The organism is Halosimplex marinum, from assembly GCF_051414075.1.
Classification (GTDB): Archaea; Halobacteriota; Halobacteria; order Halobacteriales; family Haloarculaceae; genus Halosimplex; species Halosimplex marinum.
In genome coordinates, this window is record NZ_JBLKNY010000003.1 from 491,808 (window position 1) to 508,320 (window position 16,513).

14 protein-coding genes are annotated in these 16,513 nt (G+C 72.0%); 7 read left to right on the forward strand and 7 right to left on the reverse strand.

Going from position 1 to position 16,513, the window contains the following annotated elements; all coding sequences use genetic code 11:
- Positions 1-174 (reverse strand): protein translocase SEC61 complex subunit gamma, encoded by a 174-nt coding sequence (locus ACMGFI_RS03460; protein ID WP_135366304.1) that lies wholly within the window; start codon positions 172-174, stop codon positions 1-3.
- 157 nt (positions 175-331) lie between these two features.
- Between ACMGFI_RS03460 and ACMGFI_RS03465 the strand changes: the two genes are divergently transcribed.
- A complete protein-coding gene (locus tag ACMGFI_RS03465) occupies positions 332-1,966 on the forward strand; it encodes a potassium channel family protein (protein ID WP_436907365.1) in 1,635 nt (544 codons plus the stop codon).
- A 4-nt stretch (positions 1,967-1,970) separates the two neighbouring features.
- On the opposite strand, the gene ACMGFI_RS03470 is transcribed toward ACMGFI_RS03465, so the two are convergent.
- From ACMGFI_RS03470 to ACMGFI_RS03485, 4 genes are all read right to left on the reverse strand, one after another.
- Positions 1,971-3,935, reverse strand: a complete 1,965-nt coding sequence (locus ACMGFI_RS03470; RefSeq protein WP_436907367.1) for a DUF7282 domain-containing protein — start codon at positions 3,933-3,935, stop codon at positions 1,971-1,973.
- Between the two features lie 103 nt (positions 3,936-4,038).
- Entirely contained in the window at positions 4,039-5,220 is a 1,182-nt protein-coding gene (ftsZ, locus tag ACMGFI_RS03475) for a cell division protein FtsZ (protein ID WP_436907369.1), read from the reverse strand.
- Between the two features lie 279 nt (positions 5,221-5,499).
- Complete coding sequence (locus ACMGFI_RS03480; RefSeq protein ID WP_436907370.1) at positions 5,500-6,900, reverse strand: D-aminoacyl-tRNA deacylase; 1,401 nt, start codon at positions 6,898-6,900, stop codon at positions 5,500-5,502.
- 1 nt (position 6,901) lies between these two features.
- Positions 6,902-8,287, reverse strand: coding sequence for a calcium:cation antiporter family protein (locus ACMGFI_RS03485; protein ID WP_495849317.1), 1,386 nt, complete (start codon positions 8,285-8,287; stop codon positions 6,902-6,904).
- Between the two features lie 198 nt (positions 8,288-8,485).
- Here ACMGFI_RS03485 and ACMGFI_RS03490 point away from each other — a divergent pair, with 198 nt between their 5' ends.
- The 5 genes from ACMGFI_RS03490 to ACMGFI_RS03510 all read left to right on the forward strand — a co-directional run bounded on the left by ACMGFI_RS03490 (position 8,486) and on the right by ACMGFI_RS03510 (position 13,304).
- A complete protein-coding gene (locus tag ACMGFI_RS03490; protein WP_436907372.1) occupies positions 8,486-9,283 on the forward strand; it encodes a shikimate dehydrogenase in 798 nt (265 codons plus the stop codon).
- 151 nt (positions 9,284-9,434) lie between these two features.
- The gene (locus ACMGFI_RS03495; RefSeq protein WP_436907374.1) at positions 9,435-10,016 is read left to right on the forward strand and encodes a helix-hairpin-helix domain-containing protein; all 582 of its coding nucleotides are present in this window, start codon (positions 9,435-9,437) and stop codon (positions 10,014-10,016) included.
- A gap of 57 nt (positions 10,017-10,073) precedes the next feature.
- On the forward strand, positions 10,074-11,570 hold the full coding sequence (gene pabB / locus ACMGFI_RS03500; protein WP_436907375.1) for an aminodeoxychorismate synthase, component I: 1,497 nt from the start codon (positions 10,074-10,076) through the stop codon (positions 11,568-11,570).
- On the forward strand, positions 11,563-12,342 hold the full coding sequence (locus ACMGFI_RS03505; RefSeq protein ID WP_436907376.1) for an anthranilate synthase component II: 780 nt from the start codon (positions 11,563-11,565) through the stop codon (positions 12,340-12,342). The genes pabB and ACMGFI_RS03505 overlap by 8 nt, the downstream gene beginning before the upstream one ends.
- Positions 12,339-13,304 (forward strand): aminotransferase class IV, encoded by a 966-nt coding sequence (locus ACMGFI_RS03510; protein WP_436907377.1) that lies wholly within the window; start codon positions 12,339-12,341, stop codon positions 13,302-13,304. Before ACMGFI_RS03505 ends, ACMGFI_RS03510 begins: the two co-directional genes overlap by 4 nt.
- Here the strand turns inward: ACMGFI_RS03510 and ACMGFI_RS03515 are convergent.
- A complete protein-coding gene (locus ACMGFI_RS03515; protein ID WP_436907379.1) occupies positions 13,296-14,441 on the reverse strand; it encodes a saccharopine dehydrogenase family protein in 1,146 nt (381 codons plus the stop codon). The genes ACMGFI_RS03510 and ACMGFI_RS03515 overlap by 9 nt on opposite strands.
- Before the next feature lie 592 nt (positions 14,442-15,033).
- Between ACMGFI_RS03515 and ACMGFI_RS03520 the strand changes: the two genes are divergently transcribed.
- Positions 15,034-15,597 carry a class I SAM-dependent methyltransferase gene (locus ACMGFI_RS03520; protein WP_436907381.1) on the forward strand — a complete coding sequence of 188 codons (564 nt, stop codon included), beginning with the start codon at positions 15,034-15,036 and terminating at the stop codon, positions 15,595-15,597.
- 9 nt (positions 15,598-15,606) lie between these two features.
- Here the strand turns inward: ACMGFI_RS03520 and ACMGFI_RS03525 are convergent, their stop codons facing one another.
- Positions 15,607-16,476, reverse strand: coding sequence for an endonuclease V (locus ACMGFI_RS03525; RefSeq protein WP_436907382.1), 870 nt, complete (start codon positions 16,474-16,476; stop codon positions 15,607-15,609).
- Positions 16,477-16,513: the final 37 nt, after the last annotated feature.

A 16,513-nucleotide genomic window follows, 5' to 3' on the forward strand; every position in this document is an offset into this window, starting at 1 on the left:
TCAGGGCCCCCCCGGCACGAAGTTCATGATCACGAAGATCAGGAAGCCGAGGATGCCGACGAGGATGATGCCGGCGCCGGCGATCTTCGCGACTTGCGAGAACTCGTCCCACGACGGCGTGCTGGCCAGTTTCAGCACGCGGACGTAGGAGCTCAGGTCGTAGGGAACGTTCATGGGCGGCAGTTGCCCCCGCGGGCTTTTCTATCTATTGATGCCGAGCGGGTCGGTCGCCGGTCCGTCGACTCGGGTCCCCCGATCCCGCCGTACGGGGCCCGCTCCGGGCGATCCGTCTCCCAGAACCGTTTTAGGGGCGAGCGGTAACCAAGCGGGTATGAACACGTGGCAGCGCCGGTCGGTCGTCTACACCGGCGTGCTCGCCCTCTCGATGTACGCCTTCGCGGTCGTCTACCAGTACGGGATGGCGGCCTTCGAGGGCGACCCAAAGACGTTCCTGGAGGCGCTGCAGTTCGTCGTCGAGACGTTCACGACGACCGGCTACGGCTCGCAGGCGGGCTGGGAGTCCGCCCCGATGCTCGCCCTCGTCATCGTCATGGACGTGACCGGGACCGTGATGATCTTCCTGGCGCTCCCGGTGGTTGCGTTCCCGGCCTTCGAGGAGGCGCTGTCGACGACCGTCCCCACGGCGGTCGAGAACGGCCACGAGGACCACGTGGTCGTCGCCACCTACACTCCCCGCGTCGAGACACTCATCGCCGAACTCGACGCCCGCGGCGTCGACTGGGTGATCGTCGAACCGGACCGCGACCGGGCGACCGACCTCTACGAGGACGGTTACGAGGTGATCCACAACGACCCCGACTCCGCCGACGGGCTCCGCGCCGCGAACTTCCCTGACGCGCGGGCGCTGGTCGCCGACGTGTCCGACCAGGTCGACGCCAGCATCGTCCTCACCGCCAAGGAGATCGACGAGTCGACGCGCGTCGTCAGCGTCGTCGAGGAGCCCGACCGCGCCCGCTACCACGAGCTGGCCGGCGCCGACGCGGTGCTGTCGCCCCGCCCGCTGCTGGGCGAGAGCCTCGCCCGGAAGGTCACCGCCAGCGTCTCGACCGACCTGGGCAGCAAGGTCGAACTCGGCGAGGACTTCGACATCGTCGAGCTGCCGGTCCACAGGGGCGCCGACGTGGCCGGGCGGACGCTGGCCGAGAGCGGGCTCCGCGAGCGGGCCGGCGTCAACGTCATCGGCGCCTGGTTCGACGGCGAGTTCGAGAGCCCGCCGACGCCGGACTCGGTCATCGAACCCGGGACCGTCCTGCTGATGACCGGCCCCGACGCGCAACTGGAGGCGCTGGCCGACCGCACCCGCTCGGAGGTGCGCCGGCACACCTCCGGCGAGACGGTCGTCGTCGGCTACGGCGAGGTCGGCCGCACGATCACCGAGGTGCTCGACGACGCAGACCTGCCGTACACTGTCGTCGACAAGGAAGAGGGTCCGGGCGTCGACGTGGTCGGTGACGCCACCGACCCAGAGGTGCTTGAGCGGGCCGGCCTGGGGGACGCGCGGTCGGTCATCCTCGCCATCCCCGACGACACCGCCGCGGAGTTCGCGACGCTGGTCGTCCGCGACGAGAGCCGGCGCGTCGAGGTCATCGCCCGCGCCGAGGAGGCCGAAGCGGTCCGGAAGATGTACCGCGCCGGCGCCGACTACGTCCTCGCGCTGGGGACCATCACCGGCCGAATGGTCGCCTCCGCGGTGCTGGAGGACGAGGACGTGATCTCGCTGGACACGCAGGTCGAGGTCGTCCGCACGAGCGCGCCGGGCCTCGTCGGCACCACGCTCGGCGAGGCGGACGTGCGCGCCCGCACCGGCGTCACCGTCGTCGCCGTCGAGCGCAACGGCGAGGTCGTGACGGATCTGGGCCCCGACTTCCGCGCCCACAGCGGCGACGAACTCATCGTCGCCGGCCCCGACGAGGCCACCAACCGGTTCACCGAAGTGTTCGGCTGACCGGTCAGCGGCGACTGCCGCGACGGGCCACCAACAGCACCGCTCCGACCAGTCCGGCCAGCGCCGCGAGTGCGCCGAAGCCGGGACCGTCGGCGGCGGTCGCCCCGCCCGTCCCGTCGGGTCTCGACGTGTCCGTGGTCGACGGGGGCGTGGGCGTCACTCCGGTGTCGACGTGGACGGTGGCCGTCGACGGCGGTGGTGCGGTCGGGTCACTCGGCGTCGCCGTCGGGGATCCGGTCGTCACCGACGGCTGGAACGGGGTCGGTGTCGCCGTGGCCGTCCCCGTCGGCGGCGAGTCGGTCGTCGAACCCGTCCGCGGGACCGTCGCGCCGACCGCTCGCATCGAGTCGGCGTACGAGCGGTCTGCCGAGGCGAAGTAGGTCCCGTCGCCGTCGGAATCGTGTGCCAGGTAGACCCGGAGGCGCGAGTCGCCGGCTGTGGCCCCCTCGCTGACCGGCACCCGGAGCCCCTCGTGGGCGCCCGCGTCGAGGTACTCGGTACTGCCGACGACCGTTCCGTCGGCCGCCCGCTCGACGGCGACGAACCCGCCGTCGGGCAGGGTCGCGCTCGCGACGCGGACGGTCCCGTTCGCCACGGGGTCGTCGGCCGACTCGACGCTCGCCCGCGGGGAGTCGACCGGCGCCCGATGCTCGTCGAAGCGGTGCTCGCCGGGGAAGTCGGGGTCGGTCGGCGCGAGCGCGAGGTCGACCTCGGTACCGGGCTCGACGCCGGAGAGGTTCAGCGACGCCCGGAAGACCCGTCTCCGGGACCCGTAGTTACCGATCTCGGCGGTCTCGCGAGTCACGACGGCGGTGGCGTTGCGCGGCGTCTCGATCCCGGTGGCGTCCGTGACGCTGACGGTCACCGCCGTCCCGGGCGCGACGGTGGTGTAGCCGGTGACCGTCTGGTTCGGCTCCGCGGCGAAGCCGGGGGTCAGACGCGCGTCCTCGCTGTGCGACAGCGTCGCCTCCGGCCAGGTGACGTGAAACTCGGCGGTCCGGTTCGGCTCGCCGATGTCCCCCGGGTTCAGCCGGCGCTCGCCGTCGACGACCAGCTGGGGCACCATCTCGTTCTCGTAGTAGTTCGGCTCGTCGGTCCGGCGCTTCCCCTCCAGGCCGTAGGAGTGGGGCACGCCCGCCAGCCGCGCGACGACGTAGTAGGTGTCTCTCTCGGGGTCTGCGACGACCGCGTCCGCCGTCGAGCCGTTCAGGTGCGAGTACTGCCGGGCCCGCATCGGCGTCGGGTGCTTGATCGCGACCCGGACCGAGGTGTTCGGCCGGTCCAGGAACGCGCGGAACCGCGTCTCGTCGCTGATCCCCGGCTCGTCGGCGACCGCGCCGGCGATCCCGGGGGCGGTCAGCCGGAGGACGAGCGCGTCCGTCTCGGCGACGCGGTCGGTCCGCGTGAGCCACCCCTCGGCCCGACCGCGCTCGACCGCGGCCCGCGAGTCGATCCGGTCGACCGCGTCGCCCGGCGCGACCATGACCGTCGCGTTCGCGAGCCCCGGGTCGGTCAGCCGCAGGTCCGCGGCGTCGGCGGGGTCGCCGTCGGTATCGTTCGCGTAGGCCGCGACGCGGTAGGAGTCGTCCGGGAGCGCGCCCGTGTCGTTCCCAACGACCGAGAGCGCGTCCCGGCCGTCGACGGCGAACACGTCGCTCGCGTTCGCGCCCGACCCCGCGCGGTAGGTGTTTATCGACAGCCCGATCCGCCCGTCGGCGATCCGGTCGGTGAGGTTCAGCCGGTGGCGGTCCCCGTCTGCGCCGTCGAGCACGAGCGTGACCGACTCGCCGCGCGGCACCGAGAGCGTGAACTCGGCCACGTCGCCGCGGGCCTGCTCGACGGTGTCCTCCTCGATTGCGACCTGGGAGTCGGCGGCCCCGCCGGCGGCGACGGTGACCGCGACGACTCCGAGCGCGACCGCGAGACCGACGGCGACCGCGACGGTGGAGGGCGAGCGGACGGTGACCATGGCCCCGGGTTCACGATCCGCTCAAAAGTGTCTTGTGGCTGTCAACGAGTGCGCGACGCCGCGGCTCCCGACCGGAGGAAAACGCGGAGAATCCCGGGAGAGATTACTCGACGTAGTCGATGTCGTCGCCGAGTTCCTTCGAGGCGCGTTCCTGCTCGGCCTCCGACTTGCCGTAGATCTGGGGGCTCTCGACGCCCGTCACCACGATCATCGTCTCCATCTTGCCCTCGAACTGCTGGTTGACGCTCGCCCCCCAGATGATGCGTGCGTCGGGGTCGATGCGGTCGTAGATTTCCTCGACGACGCCCTCGGCCTCCTCGATGGACATGTCGGGGCCGCCGACGACGTTGACCAGCGCGGAGTTGGCGCCGTCGAACTCCACGTCGAGCAGGGGCGAGCGCAGCGCCGAGCGGATGGAGTCCTGGGCCTTGTTCTCGGAGTCCGACTCGCCGAGGCCGATCATGGCGACGCCGCCGTTCTCCATGATGGTCCGAACGTCGGCGAAGTCGACGTTGACGAGGCCGGGCTTGGTGATCAGCTCGGTCATGCCCTTGACCGACCGCATCAGGACGCGGTCGCAGATCTTGAACGCGTCCTGCAGGGGCATCGACGGCGCGTAGTCGAGCAGGCGGTCGTTCGGCACGACGATGACGGTGTCCGAGACCGCTCGCAGTCGCTCCAGACCGGCGTCGGCGTTGGCGCGCCGTCGCTCGCCCTCCGCGGTGAAGGGGATAGTGACGATGGAGATGGTGAGCGCGCCCTGGTCCTGGGCGGCCTGGGCGACCACGGGGGCCGACCCCGTCCCCGTGCCGCCGCCGAGGCCGGCGGTGACGAACACCATGTCCGAGCCGTCGATGGACTGCTGGATGTCCTCGATGTTCTCCTGGGCCGCTTCCTCGCCGATCTTGGGCACCGAACCGGCGCCGCGGCCACCGGTGCGCTTGCGGCCGATGAGGATCTTCGTGTCGGCCTTGACCTCGTCGGCGAGGTGCTGGGCGTCCGTGTTGGCCGCGACGAGCTTCGCCCCGTGGATCCCCTCCTCCATCATCCGGGTGACGGTGTTGCCGCCGGCGCCCCCGCAGCCGACGACGGTGATCTTCGTCTCCAGATCCTTGACCACGTCGGCCAGTTCCTCGTCGGACATCTGCCCCGAGGTGGACATCTCGTCTGTCCCCGACGAACCCCCCGTCTCCCCCCGCTGTTGGGGCTCCTGGGGCTCCTGTCCCGCCGCCTCCTCCCGCTCGGCCTCGGCCTCGTCGATCGCGTCGTCGATTATAGAGTCCATATTTAAGTTTCCGTTGCTGGGCAACATTTATTAAGCTTCTCCCGCGCGTCAGACGCCTGACTGACGCGCGGTAGCACGCCCGTACTACACCGTTCACCCGTGTAAGCCGCCCTTACTCCCGCGGGCGGCAGTCTCGGGGGTGATCTCCAGGTGAAACGGAGGTACTGCGGGTCACGCGTCGGGTGCGTTTCGACTGGCGATCGGATACGTGCGCGGTAGTTGCGGGATCGAAACGGGGCGCGGTCGTGGGGTAGTCGCGAGGGCCGGTTGAGCGACGGACTACTCCGACAGGCCGTCGACGGGGAAGCGGTGCTCGCGCTCGACGTGGACCACCGCGGGGTCGATCTCCTCGCCGTCGACGGTCACGGGCTCGCCCTCGGCGAGTCTGCCGAGCTTCGGCCCGTCGGGGACGCCGAGCGTGCGGGCGCGCTCGGGGTCGAACGCCGACTCCCGGGCGACGACCGCCCCGTCGGCGCGCTCGACGGTCTCGTATTTCGCTTCGAGGACGGCCGCGAGTTCGTCGACCAGCGCCGCCCCGTCGCGGTCGGCGTCGACGAGCGCCCGGCCCTCCGCGCGGGTGCCGCTCTCGGTCGTCTCGAAGGCGACCGTCGCCCGCTCGACCGCCGCGCGAGCCGCCTCGTGGTCGATCCCTTGCGCCTCGCCGAGCAGATCGTCGGGCAGGGTGACTGGCTCCAGGTCCCCGCCGTCCGGGTCGCCCTCGTAGCCGGCCGCGCGCTCGCCGAACCGGACGCCCTCCTCGACGCTCCCCAGTCGGTCCTCGACGGCGGCCACCAGATCCAGCGGGACGCCCGTCGTCTCGCGGACCCAGGTCTCGCTCACGGCGCGGTAGCCGAGGTCCGCGACGACCCGTTCGAGGGCGGGGCGGTCGCCCTCGACGACGGCGTAGTCGGCGGCGCTCGCCTCGAACGCCCGGCGGACCACGTCGCGGTTGCGCTCGGGGTCGCCCATCGCGTCGAGCCCCCAGTCGGGGGCGATATGGCCGACCGCCCAGTCGGTCTCGGCGAGGATCCGCTCGAAGCGGGGGGCGTAGTGGCCGCCGCCGAACCCGACGAGGTGCCGGCGGGTGCCGTCCTCGTCGGGCGCGTCGGGGTCGGTCTCGCGGAGCGCGAGGATGGCTCGCGCGACCGCCTCGGCCGCGTCCGGGTCGTCCCACTGCGGTTCGTCGCTGCCGACCTCGACGAACATCGAGGGGACGCCCGCGTCGGTCGGGCCGTGGTGGGTCGCCTCCATCCCGACCTCGTAGCCCTCGGGGGCGTGCTCGCGCAGGGCCGCGAGGACGCGCCGGTGGGCGTTCGGGCAGGCGCGGGCGAACGCGCCCGGCTCGCCGCCGTACTCGGCGGGGCCGAAGTTGCCGGTGTGGTGGGCGGTCAGCAGCGGCCCCGTCTCGCCGGCGTGGCGGGAGGCGAAGACGAGCAGGTCCGGCTCCGCCCGTTCGGGGCCGCCGTCCACGCGGCCGAACGCGTCGGCGACGCCGTCGAGTTCCAGGTGGAGCGCGTCGAACTCGCGGAGTTCGATCGAGTCCGTGCGGTAGACGGTTCCGCCGCCCTCGGCGTCGGGGCGGGAGCCGTCGGTGTGCTCCGACCAGTCCGCGACCGCGCGCAGGCGCTCGCCGATGTGGACCGAGGCGGAGTCGTCGCGGGAGACGGCGACGGCGAGCATCTCAGTCGGCGAACTCCGGGTGGACGGGCTCGCGGCCGAGCGCGGTTCGGCCGGCGTCGGCGGCCAGTCCGAGCATCCGTTTCAGCGCCTCGCGGCGGAGAGCGAACAGCGCGGTCCCGATGAGCCCGTAGGCGGCCGCGTAGACCAGCAGGAGCTCGTAGCTGGACACCGGCATCGCGAACAGGTCGCGGATGATGACGAACTCCAGGGCCACCTGCGAGATGAAGAGGACGAAGATGGTGACTGCCTCGCGGACGCTGATCTCGAAGTTGACCAGCACCGCCAGGGCGAAGTAGCTCTGGGCGGCGGTGATCCAGATCTCGGCGGCCTGCTTCTGGTCGAACGGGAGCACGCCGTACTGGCCGTAGGCGAGCGAGAAGACGACCGAGAGCGTCCCGATGAGTAGCGTCCACTGGTTGAGCTTCGAGGAGATCAGCGCGTTGAACCCGGCGGTCGAGCGGGCCTTGTTCACGAGGACGACCACGACGATCAGCTCGGGCGATTCGCTGGCCAGCGGCGCGATCCACTGGATCATGAAGAACTCGGGGATGCCGTTGTTGACCCCGATCTGTTCGAGGCCGTGGGCGAACGGCTCGACGGCCGAGAAGATCATCGCGCCGGAGTAGCCGAAGAGGGCGAGCACGACCATCGGGCGCCAGGGGAGCGACCACGACTGGAAGTAGTTGGGGACGCCGACGTGTTCCTCCTCGGTGTCGACATCGCCGCGGATGATGATGAGGATGTAGGTGACGTAGAGGCCGACGAGCAGGGCGGTGTCGAGCGCGTCGATGCCGCCGAACAGGGGGACGAAGAAGGCCCACAGCGTCGCGAGGAAGAGGAAGGCGACCTCGGTGGCGATGCCGCGGTCGAGCGTGACGGCGTCGGCCAGCCACCCCTCGCGGTCGCGGACCGCGGGGTCGCGGGTCTTGGCGGCCCGGTAGACGGTGAAGACGGCGATGCCGGCCCAGCCGACCCCGATGAGGATGCGGTTGGCGCCGGTCATGTTCGCGACCGCGAGGTTGGCGTCGTGGCAGGCCTGCGCGAGGGTCGTCGCGCCGGCCTCGATCTCCGCCGGCGTGAGCTGGTTACAGGCCGCGGTCGTCGCGCCGCCCGACCCGGCGCTCCAGGCGTACAGCGCGTCGACGGCGTACTCGGGGGCGACCGCCAGCACCGCCAGGACGGCGATGGCGAACGCCCGGGGCACGTCCTTCTCGGCGGTCTCGGCGCCCCACGCGAGCAGGAACGAGGCGCCGAGGACGGCCACGCCGCTGACGACGACGGTCGGGACGGTTCCCAGGTCCGTGCCGGTGAGGACGGCCGCGACCCACCCGGCCGTCAGGGCGAGCGCTCCGGCGACCTGCACCAGCGGATGACTGAGGCGACTCACTGTATCGGGCCACGACACCTCCGCTTGAAACAGTTGCGAATCCCGTGCTCCCGACCGCCCTCGCATCCCCGGCCGTCCTCGCGGTCCGGGCCGGACGGGACGGACCGCGTCGCCGGTCCCCGCGGTCCTGGCCCACGTCGTCCGTCCGCGGCGGGCCGAGACGGAACACGTTTTGTCGGCGGCCCCGCTGGAGCCGGTATGGACGTCTACGGACTCATCGGCAACCCGGTGGGCCACTCGCTGTCCCCGCCGATGCACGAGGCGGGCTACGAGGCGCTCGACGTCGACGCCCGCTACGTCACGTTCGAACCGCCGAAGGACGGGGCCGCCGCGGCGGTCGAGGGCGCCGCCGACCTCGGCGTCGCCGGGCTGAACGTCACGATCCCGTTCAAACAGGACGTGCTGGCGGCGGTCGAACCGGACTCGCTCGCCCGCCGCATCGGCGCGGTCAACACCGTCGACTTCTCGGGGGGCGAGCCGACGGGCCACAACACCGACGCCGTCGGCGCGACGCGGGCGCTCCGGGCCCACGACGTGGCGCTCTCGGGGACGGCCGTCGTCGTCGGCGCCGGCGGCGCCGGCCGCGCGGTCGCGTTCGGCCTCGCCGACGAGGGGATGACGGTCCGGGTCGCCAACCGCACCGAGTCGAAGGCACACGACCTCGCCGACGAAGTTCGGGAGGCGACGGGCCACAGCCTCGACGCTCTCCCCGAGTTGCTGGCCGACGCGGACGTGCTGGTCAACGCCACCAGCGTCGGGATGGAGTCCGACGAGTCGCCGGTCCCAGCTGACGCGCTGCACGGCGACCTGGGCGTGCTCGACGCGGTGTACCGGCCGCTGGAGACGCGCCTGCTCCGCGACGCGGCCGACGCCGGCGCGACCACCGTCGACGGCGCCTGGATGCTGCTGTATCAGGGCGTCGAGGCGTTCGAGCGGTGGACCGGCCGCGAGGCGCCGGTCGACGCGATGAACGAGGCGCTACGCGAGCGGCTCTGAGTCCCGAGAGGAACCACTCACGACCCAGTCAGCGGGCCGCCGCGGCGGCCGCGGTCCAACCGACCGCCGAGCCGTCGGCGGAAACGACGGGTCCTGCCCTCCCCGGCGAGTGCAGAAAGAGGTTAAGTGATGGGGTCCGCTATTGCTCCCCATGGGGCTCATCGAGCGTATCAAGTCCGCACTCGGGCTGGGCGCGTCTTCTTCGACTTCCCAGCCGGCAGCGTCCTCCACCGACGGCCCGTCCCCGGGCGACGACCCCGGAGCGGGCGGCGGGGCGTCCGGCGACGGCGTCGACGTGACCGTCGAGCACGAACCCGCGACCGCGAGCGAGGACGCGGTCAAGGGGACCGACACCGCGACCGAACAGACTGCTTCGACCGACACCGGAGCCGAGGCGGAGGCCGACACCGAAGTCGAGACGGAGGCCGACACCGAAGTCGAGACGGAGGCCGACACCGAGGACGCTGGCGACGCCGAAGCCGAGGGTGATGACGCGGGCGACGCCCAAGCTGAGGCCGACGACGCCGAGGCGGACGCACCGACCGATCCCGCACCCGACGCGGAGCTGGAGGACATCAAGGGGATCGGGCCGACCTACGCGGAACGGCTGCGCGAGGCGGGCGTCGACGGCGTCGGCGGCCTGGCCGGGGCCGACCCCGCGGCGCTGGCCGAGGAGACGGACATCGCCGAGTCGCGCGTCGAGAACTGGGTCGAGCAGGCGAAGCTCTACTGACCGCTCCCCTTGCGGGGACCGAAAACCGATTACCTCCCCCGTGCTTCTCCCGTAGTAATGCCCAGGGTCGTGACCGACCGGGACGCCTTCGAGCGGGCCGCGGCGGACGCGCCGGCCGGCGCCCGCGTCCCCGTCGAGGTCCGCGTGTCCGTGACCGACCCGTTCGACGCCTACCGCCGCGCCCGCGACGGCCCCGGCGGGTTCCACCTCGAGACCACCGGCGGCCAGTCCGGCTGGGGCTACTTCGGCGTCGACCCCGTCGACCGCCTCACCGTCTCGGCCGACGACGCCGCGGGCGCCCCCGCCGGCGAGTCACCGAGCATCGGCGCGCTGGTCGACCGGCTCGCCGCCGAGTCGCTGGTCCGGGGCGACTGCGACGTGCCCTACCCCTGTGGCGCCGTCGGCTGGCTCTCCTACGACGTGGCCCGCGAACTCGAGGACCTGCCCGACTCCGCCGACAGCGACCGCGAGCTCCCGCGCCTGCAGGTCGGCGTCTACGACCGGATCGCCGCCTGGGAGGAACCCCGCGAGGGCGAGGAGACGACGCTCCGGGTCACGGCCTGCCCGCGGGTCGATACCGACACCGCGCCGACTGACATATACGACCGCGGCCGCGAGCGGGCGCTCGAACTCGCCAGGGCGGCCGTCGAGGGCGACCCCGAAGTGGGGGACCCGCCGGTCGCAGCCGACGAGGCCCGCTTCGAGAGCGACTGCGGCCGGGCGGCCTTCGCCGACCGCGTGCGCCGAGTCAAGGAGTACATCCGCGACGGCGACACGTTCCAGGCCAACGTCTCCCAGCGGCTCACCGCCCCGGCGGCCGTCCACCCCGTCGCCGCCTTCGACGCGCTCCGAACTGTGAACCCCGCGCCCTACTCGGCCCTGCTGGAATTTCCGGGGGTCGACCTGGTGAGCGCCAGTCCGGAACTCCTGCTGGAACGGGAGGGCGAGCGGCTCCTGACGGAGCCGATCGCCGGCACGCGCCCGCGCGGCGAGACCGACGAGGAGGACGAGTTCCTGGCCGAGGACCTGACGAGCGACGAGAAGGAACGGGCCGAGCACGCGATGCTGGTCGACCTGGAGCGCAACGACCTGGGGAAGGTCAGCGAGTACGGCTCCGTCGACGTCACCGAGTACCGCCGCGTCGACCGCTACTCGGAGGTGATGCACCTCGTCTCGCTCGTCGAGGGCCGCCTGCGCCCCGAGTTCGACCTCGGCGACGCCGTCGCGGCCGTCTTCCCCGGCGGGACCATCACCGGCGCGCCCAAGCCCCGGACGATGGAGATCATCGACGAGGTGGAGGCGACCCGCCGGGGCCCCTACACCGGGAGCGTCGGGATCTTCGGGTTCGACGGCCGCGCGACGCTGAACATCGTCATCCGGACCCTGGTGCGCTACGGCGAGGAGTACCACCTCCGGGTCGGCGCCGGGGTCGTCCACGACTCGGTTCCCGACCGGGAGTTCGAGGAGACCCTCGACAAGGGCCGGGCGCTCGTGACCGCCGTCGACGCGGCGCTGGGCGACCGCGCCGCCTTCACCGTGGAGGACCATGACTGAGCCGTCCGCGCCCGGCGTCGGGAGCGTCCCGTCGGTCGACCCCGACGCCACCGCCGACGGCGACCGTCTCGCCGCGGACGCGACTGCCGTCGACCGCGTCGAGGGGATGACGGTCCTCGTCGTCGACAACTACGACTCCTTCGCCTACAACCTCGTCCAGTACGTCGGTGAAGTTGTCACTTCACCGGGCCCTGCGACGCGGTCGCAGGACGTCGGCGAGGTCGTCACGACCGCCGACTGGCTCCCCGAGGTCACCGACGGCGAGGTCCTCGTCCGCCGCAACGACGCGGTTGACGTGGCCGAGATCCGAGAGATCGACCCCGACGCTATCGTCGTCTCCCCCGGTCCCGGCACCCCGCAGGAGGCGGGCGTCTCGATGCCGATCTTCCGCGATCTGGAGTACCCCACGCTCGGGGTCTGCCTGGGCCACCAGGCGCTGTGTGCGGTCGCCGGCGCACCCGTCGGCCACGCCGAGGCGGTCGTCCACGGCAAGCCCTCCACCGTCGGCCACGACGGCCGCGGCGTCTTCCGGGCGCTGCCCGACCGCTTCGAGGTGGGCCGCTACCACTCGCTGGCCGTCGAGCGGGCGGACCTGCCCGACTCGCTGGTCGAGACCGCGCACACGGACGACGAGGCGGGCGTCCTCATGGGCGTGCGCCACCGCGAGCGGCCCCACGTCGGCGTCCAGTTCCACCCCGAGAGCATCCTCACCGAACACGGCAAGCAGATGATAGAGACGTTCTGCCGCATGAGCCTGGAGGGATCGCTGTGAGCGACGATGAGTCTGGTAGTGGGGCCGACGACCCCCTCACCTACCACGTGAACGGCGACCTCATCCCCGCCGACGAGGCGACCGTCTCCGTCCGCGACCGGGGGTTCATGTACGGCGACGGGGCCTTCGAGACGCTGCGCGTCTACGGCGGTGAGCCCTTCGAGTGGGCGGCCCACCGCGACCGCCTCCGGCGGACCGCCGAGACGCTCGGGTTCGCCGGCGCCGTCCCCGACGACCTCCGCGAGCGGGTGGCGGAGACGCTGGCCGCCAACGAGCTCGACGACGCGTACTGCAAGGTGTCGGTGACGAGGGGCGTCCAGCCCGGCAAGCTCACGCCCGACCCCGACGTGGACCCGACGGTCGTCGTCTACGTCGCGCCGCTGGGCCGCGGCGGCGTCGACGGCGATCCCGTCTGGGACGAACCGGCGACCGTCCAGACTGTCCGGACGCGGCGCCCGCCCGCCGAGTCGGTCCCGGCCGACGCCAAGACCCACAACTACCTCCCGGGCATCCTCGCCCGCCTGGAACTCCGACGTGCCGCGACCGAGGAGTTCGCCGCCGACGAGGCCGTGATGCGGACGACCGACGACTACCTCGCCGAGGGCGCGGCGAGCAACCTCTTCTTCGTCGACGGCGGGACGCTGAAGACGCCGAGCGCCGACCTGCCGATCCTCCCCGGCGTGACGCGGTCGGTCGTCATGGAGCTGGCCGAGTCGGAGGGGTTCTCGGTGCGGACGAGCCGGTACACGCTCGACGACCTGCGCGGCGCCGACGAGGTCTTTCTCACCAACTCCACCTGGGAGGTTCGCCCCGTCACGAGCGTCGACGGCATCGAGGTCGATGTCGGCCCGATGACGCGGCTGCTCGCGCGGCTGTTCGACGAGCGCGTCGAGCGCGAGCACTACGGCGGCGACGGGAGCGAAGAAGCCGCCGATGGCGACGCGGACGACGGGTCAGCCTGACGACTCCGGTGACTCGTCGGCGGTGTTCTCGATCGGTTCGTCCGTTCGCTCGACGCCTTCGATGTCGAGGATCAGGTCCGGGCCGAAGGCGCCGGCGGGCGTCCGGAACCCGGTCGGCGCCTCGCCGTCGGCGACGCGCTCGGCGATCTCGACGGCCGTCAGTTTCGTCAGCCGGTACGTCTCGGGCGTGACGAGTCGGGAGACCGCGCGGTCGCCGTCGGCGGTCTCGACCTCGCCCCGCTCGCGGCCCTGCCGCTCGCTTCGAGGCGCTTCCGATCGTCGCGCCTCGCCCCAGACGTAGCTCTCGCCCTCGCGGCGCTCGCGCTCGTCGGGACCCTCGACGCTGGCGTCGACCAGCGAATCGAGCAGCGACCGCACGGGACCGGCGCCGGCGACCGACCCGAGGAACCGACTGACGCGGACGACCGGCGGCGCCCACGACGGGACGGCGGTGTAGACGGCGACGTTCCCGATCCCGGTCGTGTGGTAGGCGGTCGACACGTCGCCCCAGGGGATCGCCATCGCGGTCCGCTCGCCCCGGCCGAAGTCGATCCGCCGTGTCTCATCGCCGATGGGGACTGACTCGATGCGACCCGCACGCCGGACGGCGCCGCCCTCGCCGAGGCCGCGGACGGCCGTCTTCGCGGTGCCCGGGGAGATCCCGCCCGACGCCTCGAACCCCAGCGCGAGGCGGTCGGCGTCGGGTAGCCGCTCGGCGAGGTGGGCCGCGAGGCAGTCGGTGGGGACCACGTCGAAGCCGACGCCGGGGAGGACCGTGATCCCCGCGTCTTCGGCCTGTTCGCCCTCCCTCGCGAGTCGCTCGAACACCTCGATCTCGCCGGTGATGTCGAGGTAGTGGGTGCCGGTCCGCAGACACCCCTCGACCACCGGCTCGGCCGTCTCCGCGAACGGCCCCGCGCAGTTGAGGACCGCCTCGACCTCCTCCAGCGCGAGGTCGAGCAGTCGCGGCTCGTCCAGCGCGAACACGCGCTCCTCGCAGCCCCGCCGGATCGCCTGGTTCTCGACGGCGTTGCGGTCGCGGCCGGCGACGACCACGTCCAGCCCGCGGTCGGTCGCCTCCTCGACGACCAACCGCCCGGTGTAGCCGTACGAGCCGTAGACGAGGATGTCTGCCATGGGCGCAGGTTCGCCGGAGCGAGGGTTAAGGGTGGGGGTCAGTGTTCAGCGCAGGCGACGGAGTTACCCCCATCGGCCCGAGAACGTTCTGCCGTCTATCGAGACCGGTGTACCGACTACGGAGCGTACGTCGGTAACTGATCGTCCCTATCCGCCACAGTCGGACAGGGGTCGCCGCTCGTCGGGCGGTTATCGTAGCGCCCTGTAGAGGGTCGTGAGTGCGAGACCGCCGTACACGACAGCGACTGTGCCCCACAGCCCGATCGGCCGCCAGATGAGCGGGAGGAACAGCAGCGCGAAGACGAGCGCTGCGGCCAGTTGATTGCCGAATGGTCCGAAAGCGGTCCCGCCGCCGCCGTGACTGATGGGTCCTTGGCCCCCTCCTCCCCAGAGCACGAAAGCGAGCATACACCGGAACTGTCAGCGAGTCCGGGTAAGTATTTTGCCCGTCAGTCCTGACGAGTATTCGGGCGGCTGTATCGCCGATCCCGGAGCCGACGAGCCGAAAACGGTCGCTACTACGCGGAAAACCGAACACCGCTGTCGTGGCGTGCCGGGACCTATATCACCGCGCGGCCGCAACTCCGAAGCGATGGGTCACCACACGTTCCCCGCAGACGACGCCGACCGACTGGAGGACGCCGCCCGCCGGTACCGCAACTGCTCGGCGGAGGAACTCCTCTGGGCGCTCGACCCCGGGGCCGACGACGCGGTCGTCGACGTGGGGAGCGGCACGGGCTTTTTCACCGACGACGTGGCGCCCCACGCCGGCACGGTCTACGCCCTGGACGTGCAGGCGGCGATGCACGACCGCTACCGCGAGAAGGGCGTCCCGGAGAACGTCGAACTGGTCACGAGCGGCGCCGACGACCTGCCGTTCGACGACGGCGCGCTGGACGGAGCCGTCGCGACGATGACCTACCACGAACTCCCGGGCGAGGCGGTCGAGGAACTCGGCCGCGTCCTGCGACCGGGCGGCCGCGTGGCGGTCGTCGACTGGACCGCGGTGGGGCCGGGCGAACGCGGCCCACCTGTCGAAGAGCGCTACGACGCCGACCACGCCGCCGCGGCGTTCGAGGACGCGGGCTTTTCCGTCGACTTCCGGGCGACCCGCTCGGAGACGTTCCTGCTCGCCGCGACGCTCGGCGGGGAGTGACGGACCGCGCTACTCCAACTGCTCGCGGACTTCGGCCTTGACCTCGTCGGCGTAACCGTCGGCGAGCCTCGTGGGTTCGGGCAGCTTGTAGCCGGCGGCGCAGGCCAGCACGACATCGGCGGCGGTGTCGGCGCTCACGCGGTGGCCGGGGCTGACGACGAGGGGGTTGACGTACCGGTCCGAGTTCTCGAACTGGCGAGTCTGGACGGCGTCGCCGATATGCGTCCCGGGTTCGGCGGTCTCCACGTCCGCGTCGGCCTCGATGGCGACGCGGGTTCCCTGAGGGAGTTTCCGGTCGAGCGACTCGCGGGGGGTACCACAGAGCGGGTTCTTGGCGACACCCACGGTGGGCAGATCGAGCGTGACGCCGACGTGAGTCGCGATGCCGGCCTCGCGGAAGTGGATGCGGCCGCTGCCGTCGACGAGGGCGATATCCGGGTCCCGTTCCAGCGCCGCGAACGCCGAGAGGATGGCCGTCCCCTCGCGGAAGCTCAGCAGGCCCGGGATGTAGGGGATCTCGACGGGTTCGACGGCGTAGGCGCGCTCGACCACCTCGCCGCCGCGCAGGGCGACGACGGCGCTGACGGCGTGGTCGTCGACGAACGCCTGGTCGACGCCGGCGACCAGCGGGGGGTCGTCCGCAGGGCCCCCGCCTTCGGTCGCGTCGGCGTCGTCGGCGTCCGCACCGACCGCGTCGAGGCTGGCCTGTGCGTCGTCGGTGGCAGCGTCGGTGCCTCCGGCCTCCCCGCAGATCGCGGCGGGATCGACGGACAGGTCGTCCTCGAAGGCGGCGACCTCGGCGATCTCCCGCTGGAGGTCCTCCATGTCCTCCCGGGAGAGCGAGGCGTCGGGGACGAACTCTGGGCGGACGACCTCCATCAGCGGGCCTCCGTCGGAACGGCCGCCCTCAGAACGA

Bases quoted from the DNA above. Each gene is read 5' to 3' on its own strand.
- ACMGFI_RS03460 (WP_135366304.1), bottom strand. From the start codon at position 174: ATGAACGTTCCCTACGACCTGAGCTCCTACGTCCGCGTGCTGAAACTG.
- ACMGFI_RS03465 (WP_436907365.1), top strand. From the start codon at position 332: ATGAACACGTGGCAGCGCCGGTCGGTCGTCTACACCGGCGTGCTCGCC.
- ACMGFI_RS03470 (WP_436907367.1), bottom strand. From the start codon at position 3,935: ATGGTCACCGTCCGCTCGCCCTCCACCGTCGCGGTCGCCGTCGGTCTC.
- ftsZ (WP_436907369.1), bottom strand. From the start codon at position 5,220: ATGGACTCTATAATCGACGACGCGATCGACGAGGCCGAGGCCGAGCGG.
- ACMGFI_RS03480 (WP_436907370.1), bottom strand. From the start codon at position 6,900: ATGCTCGCCGTCGCCGTCTCCCGCGACGACTCCGCCTCGGTCCACATC.
- ACMGFI_RS03490 (WP_436907372.1), top strand. From the start codon at position 8,486: ATGGACGTCTACGGACTCATCGGCAACCCGGTGGGCCACTCGCTGTCC.
- ACMGFI_RS03495 (WP_436907374.1), top strand. From the start codon at position 9,435: ATGGGGCTCATCGAGCGTATCAAGTCCGCACTCGGGCTGGGCGCGTCT.
- pabB (WP_436907375.1), top strand. From the start codon at position 10,074: ATGCCCAGGGTCGTGACCGACCGGGACGCCTTCGAGCGGGCCGCGGCG.
- ACMGFI_RS03505 (WP_436907376.1), top strand. From the start codon at position 11,563: ATGACTGAGCCGTCCGCGCCCGGCGTCGGGAGCGTCCCGTCGGTCGAC.
- ACMGFI_RS03515 (WP_436907379.1), bottom strand. From the start codon at position 14,441: ATGGCAGACATCCTCGTCTACGGCTCGTACGGCTACACCGGGCGGTTG.
- ACMGFI_RS03520 (WP_436907381.1), top strand. From the start codon at position 15,034: ATGGGTCACCACACGTTCCCCGCAGACGACGCCGACCGACTGGAGGAC.
- ACMGFI_RS03525 (WP_436907382.1), bottom strand. From the start codon at position 16,476: ATGGAGGTCGTCCGCCCAGAGTTCGTCCCCGACGCCTCGCTCTCCCGG.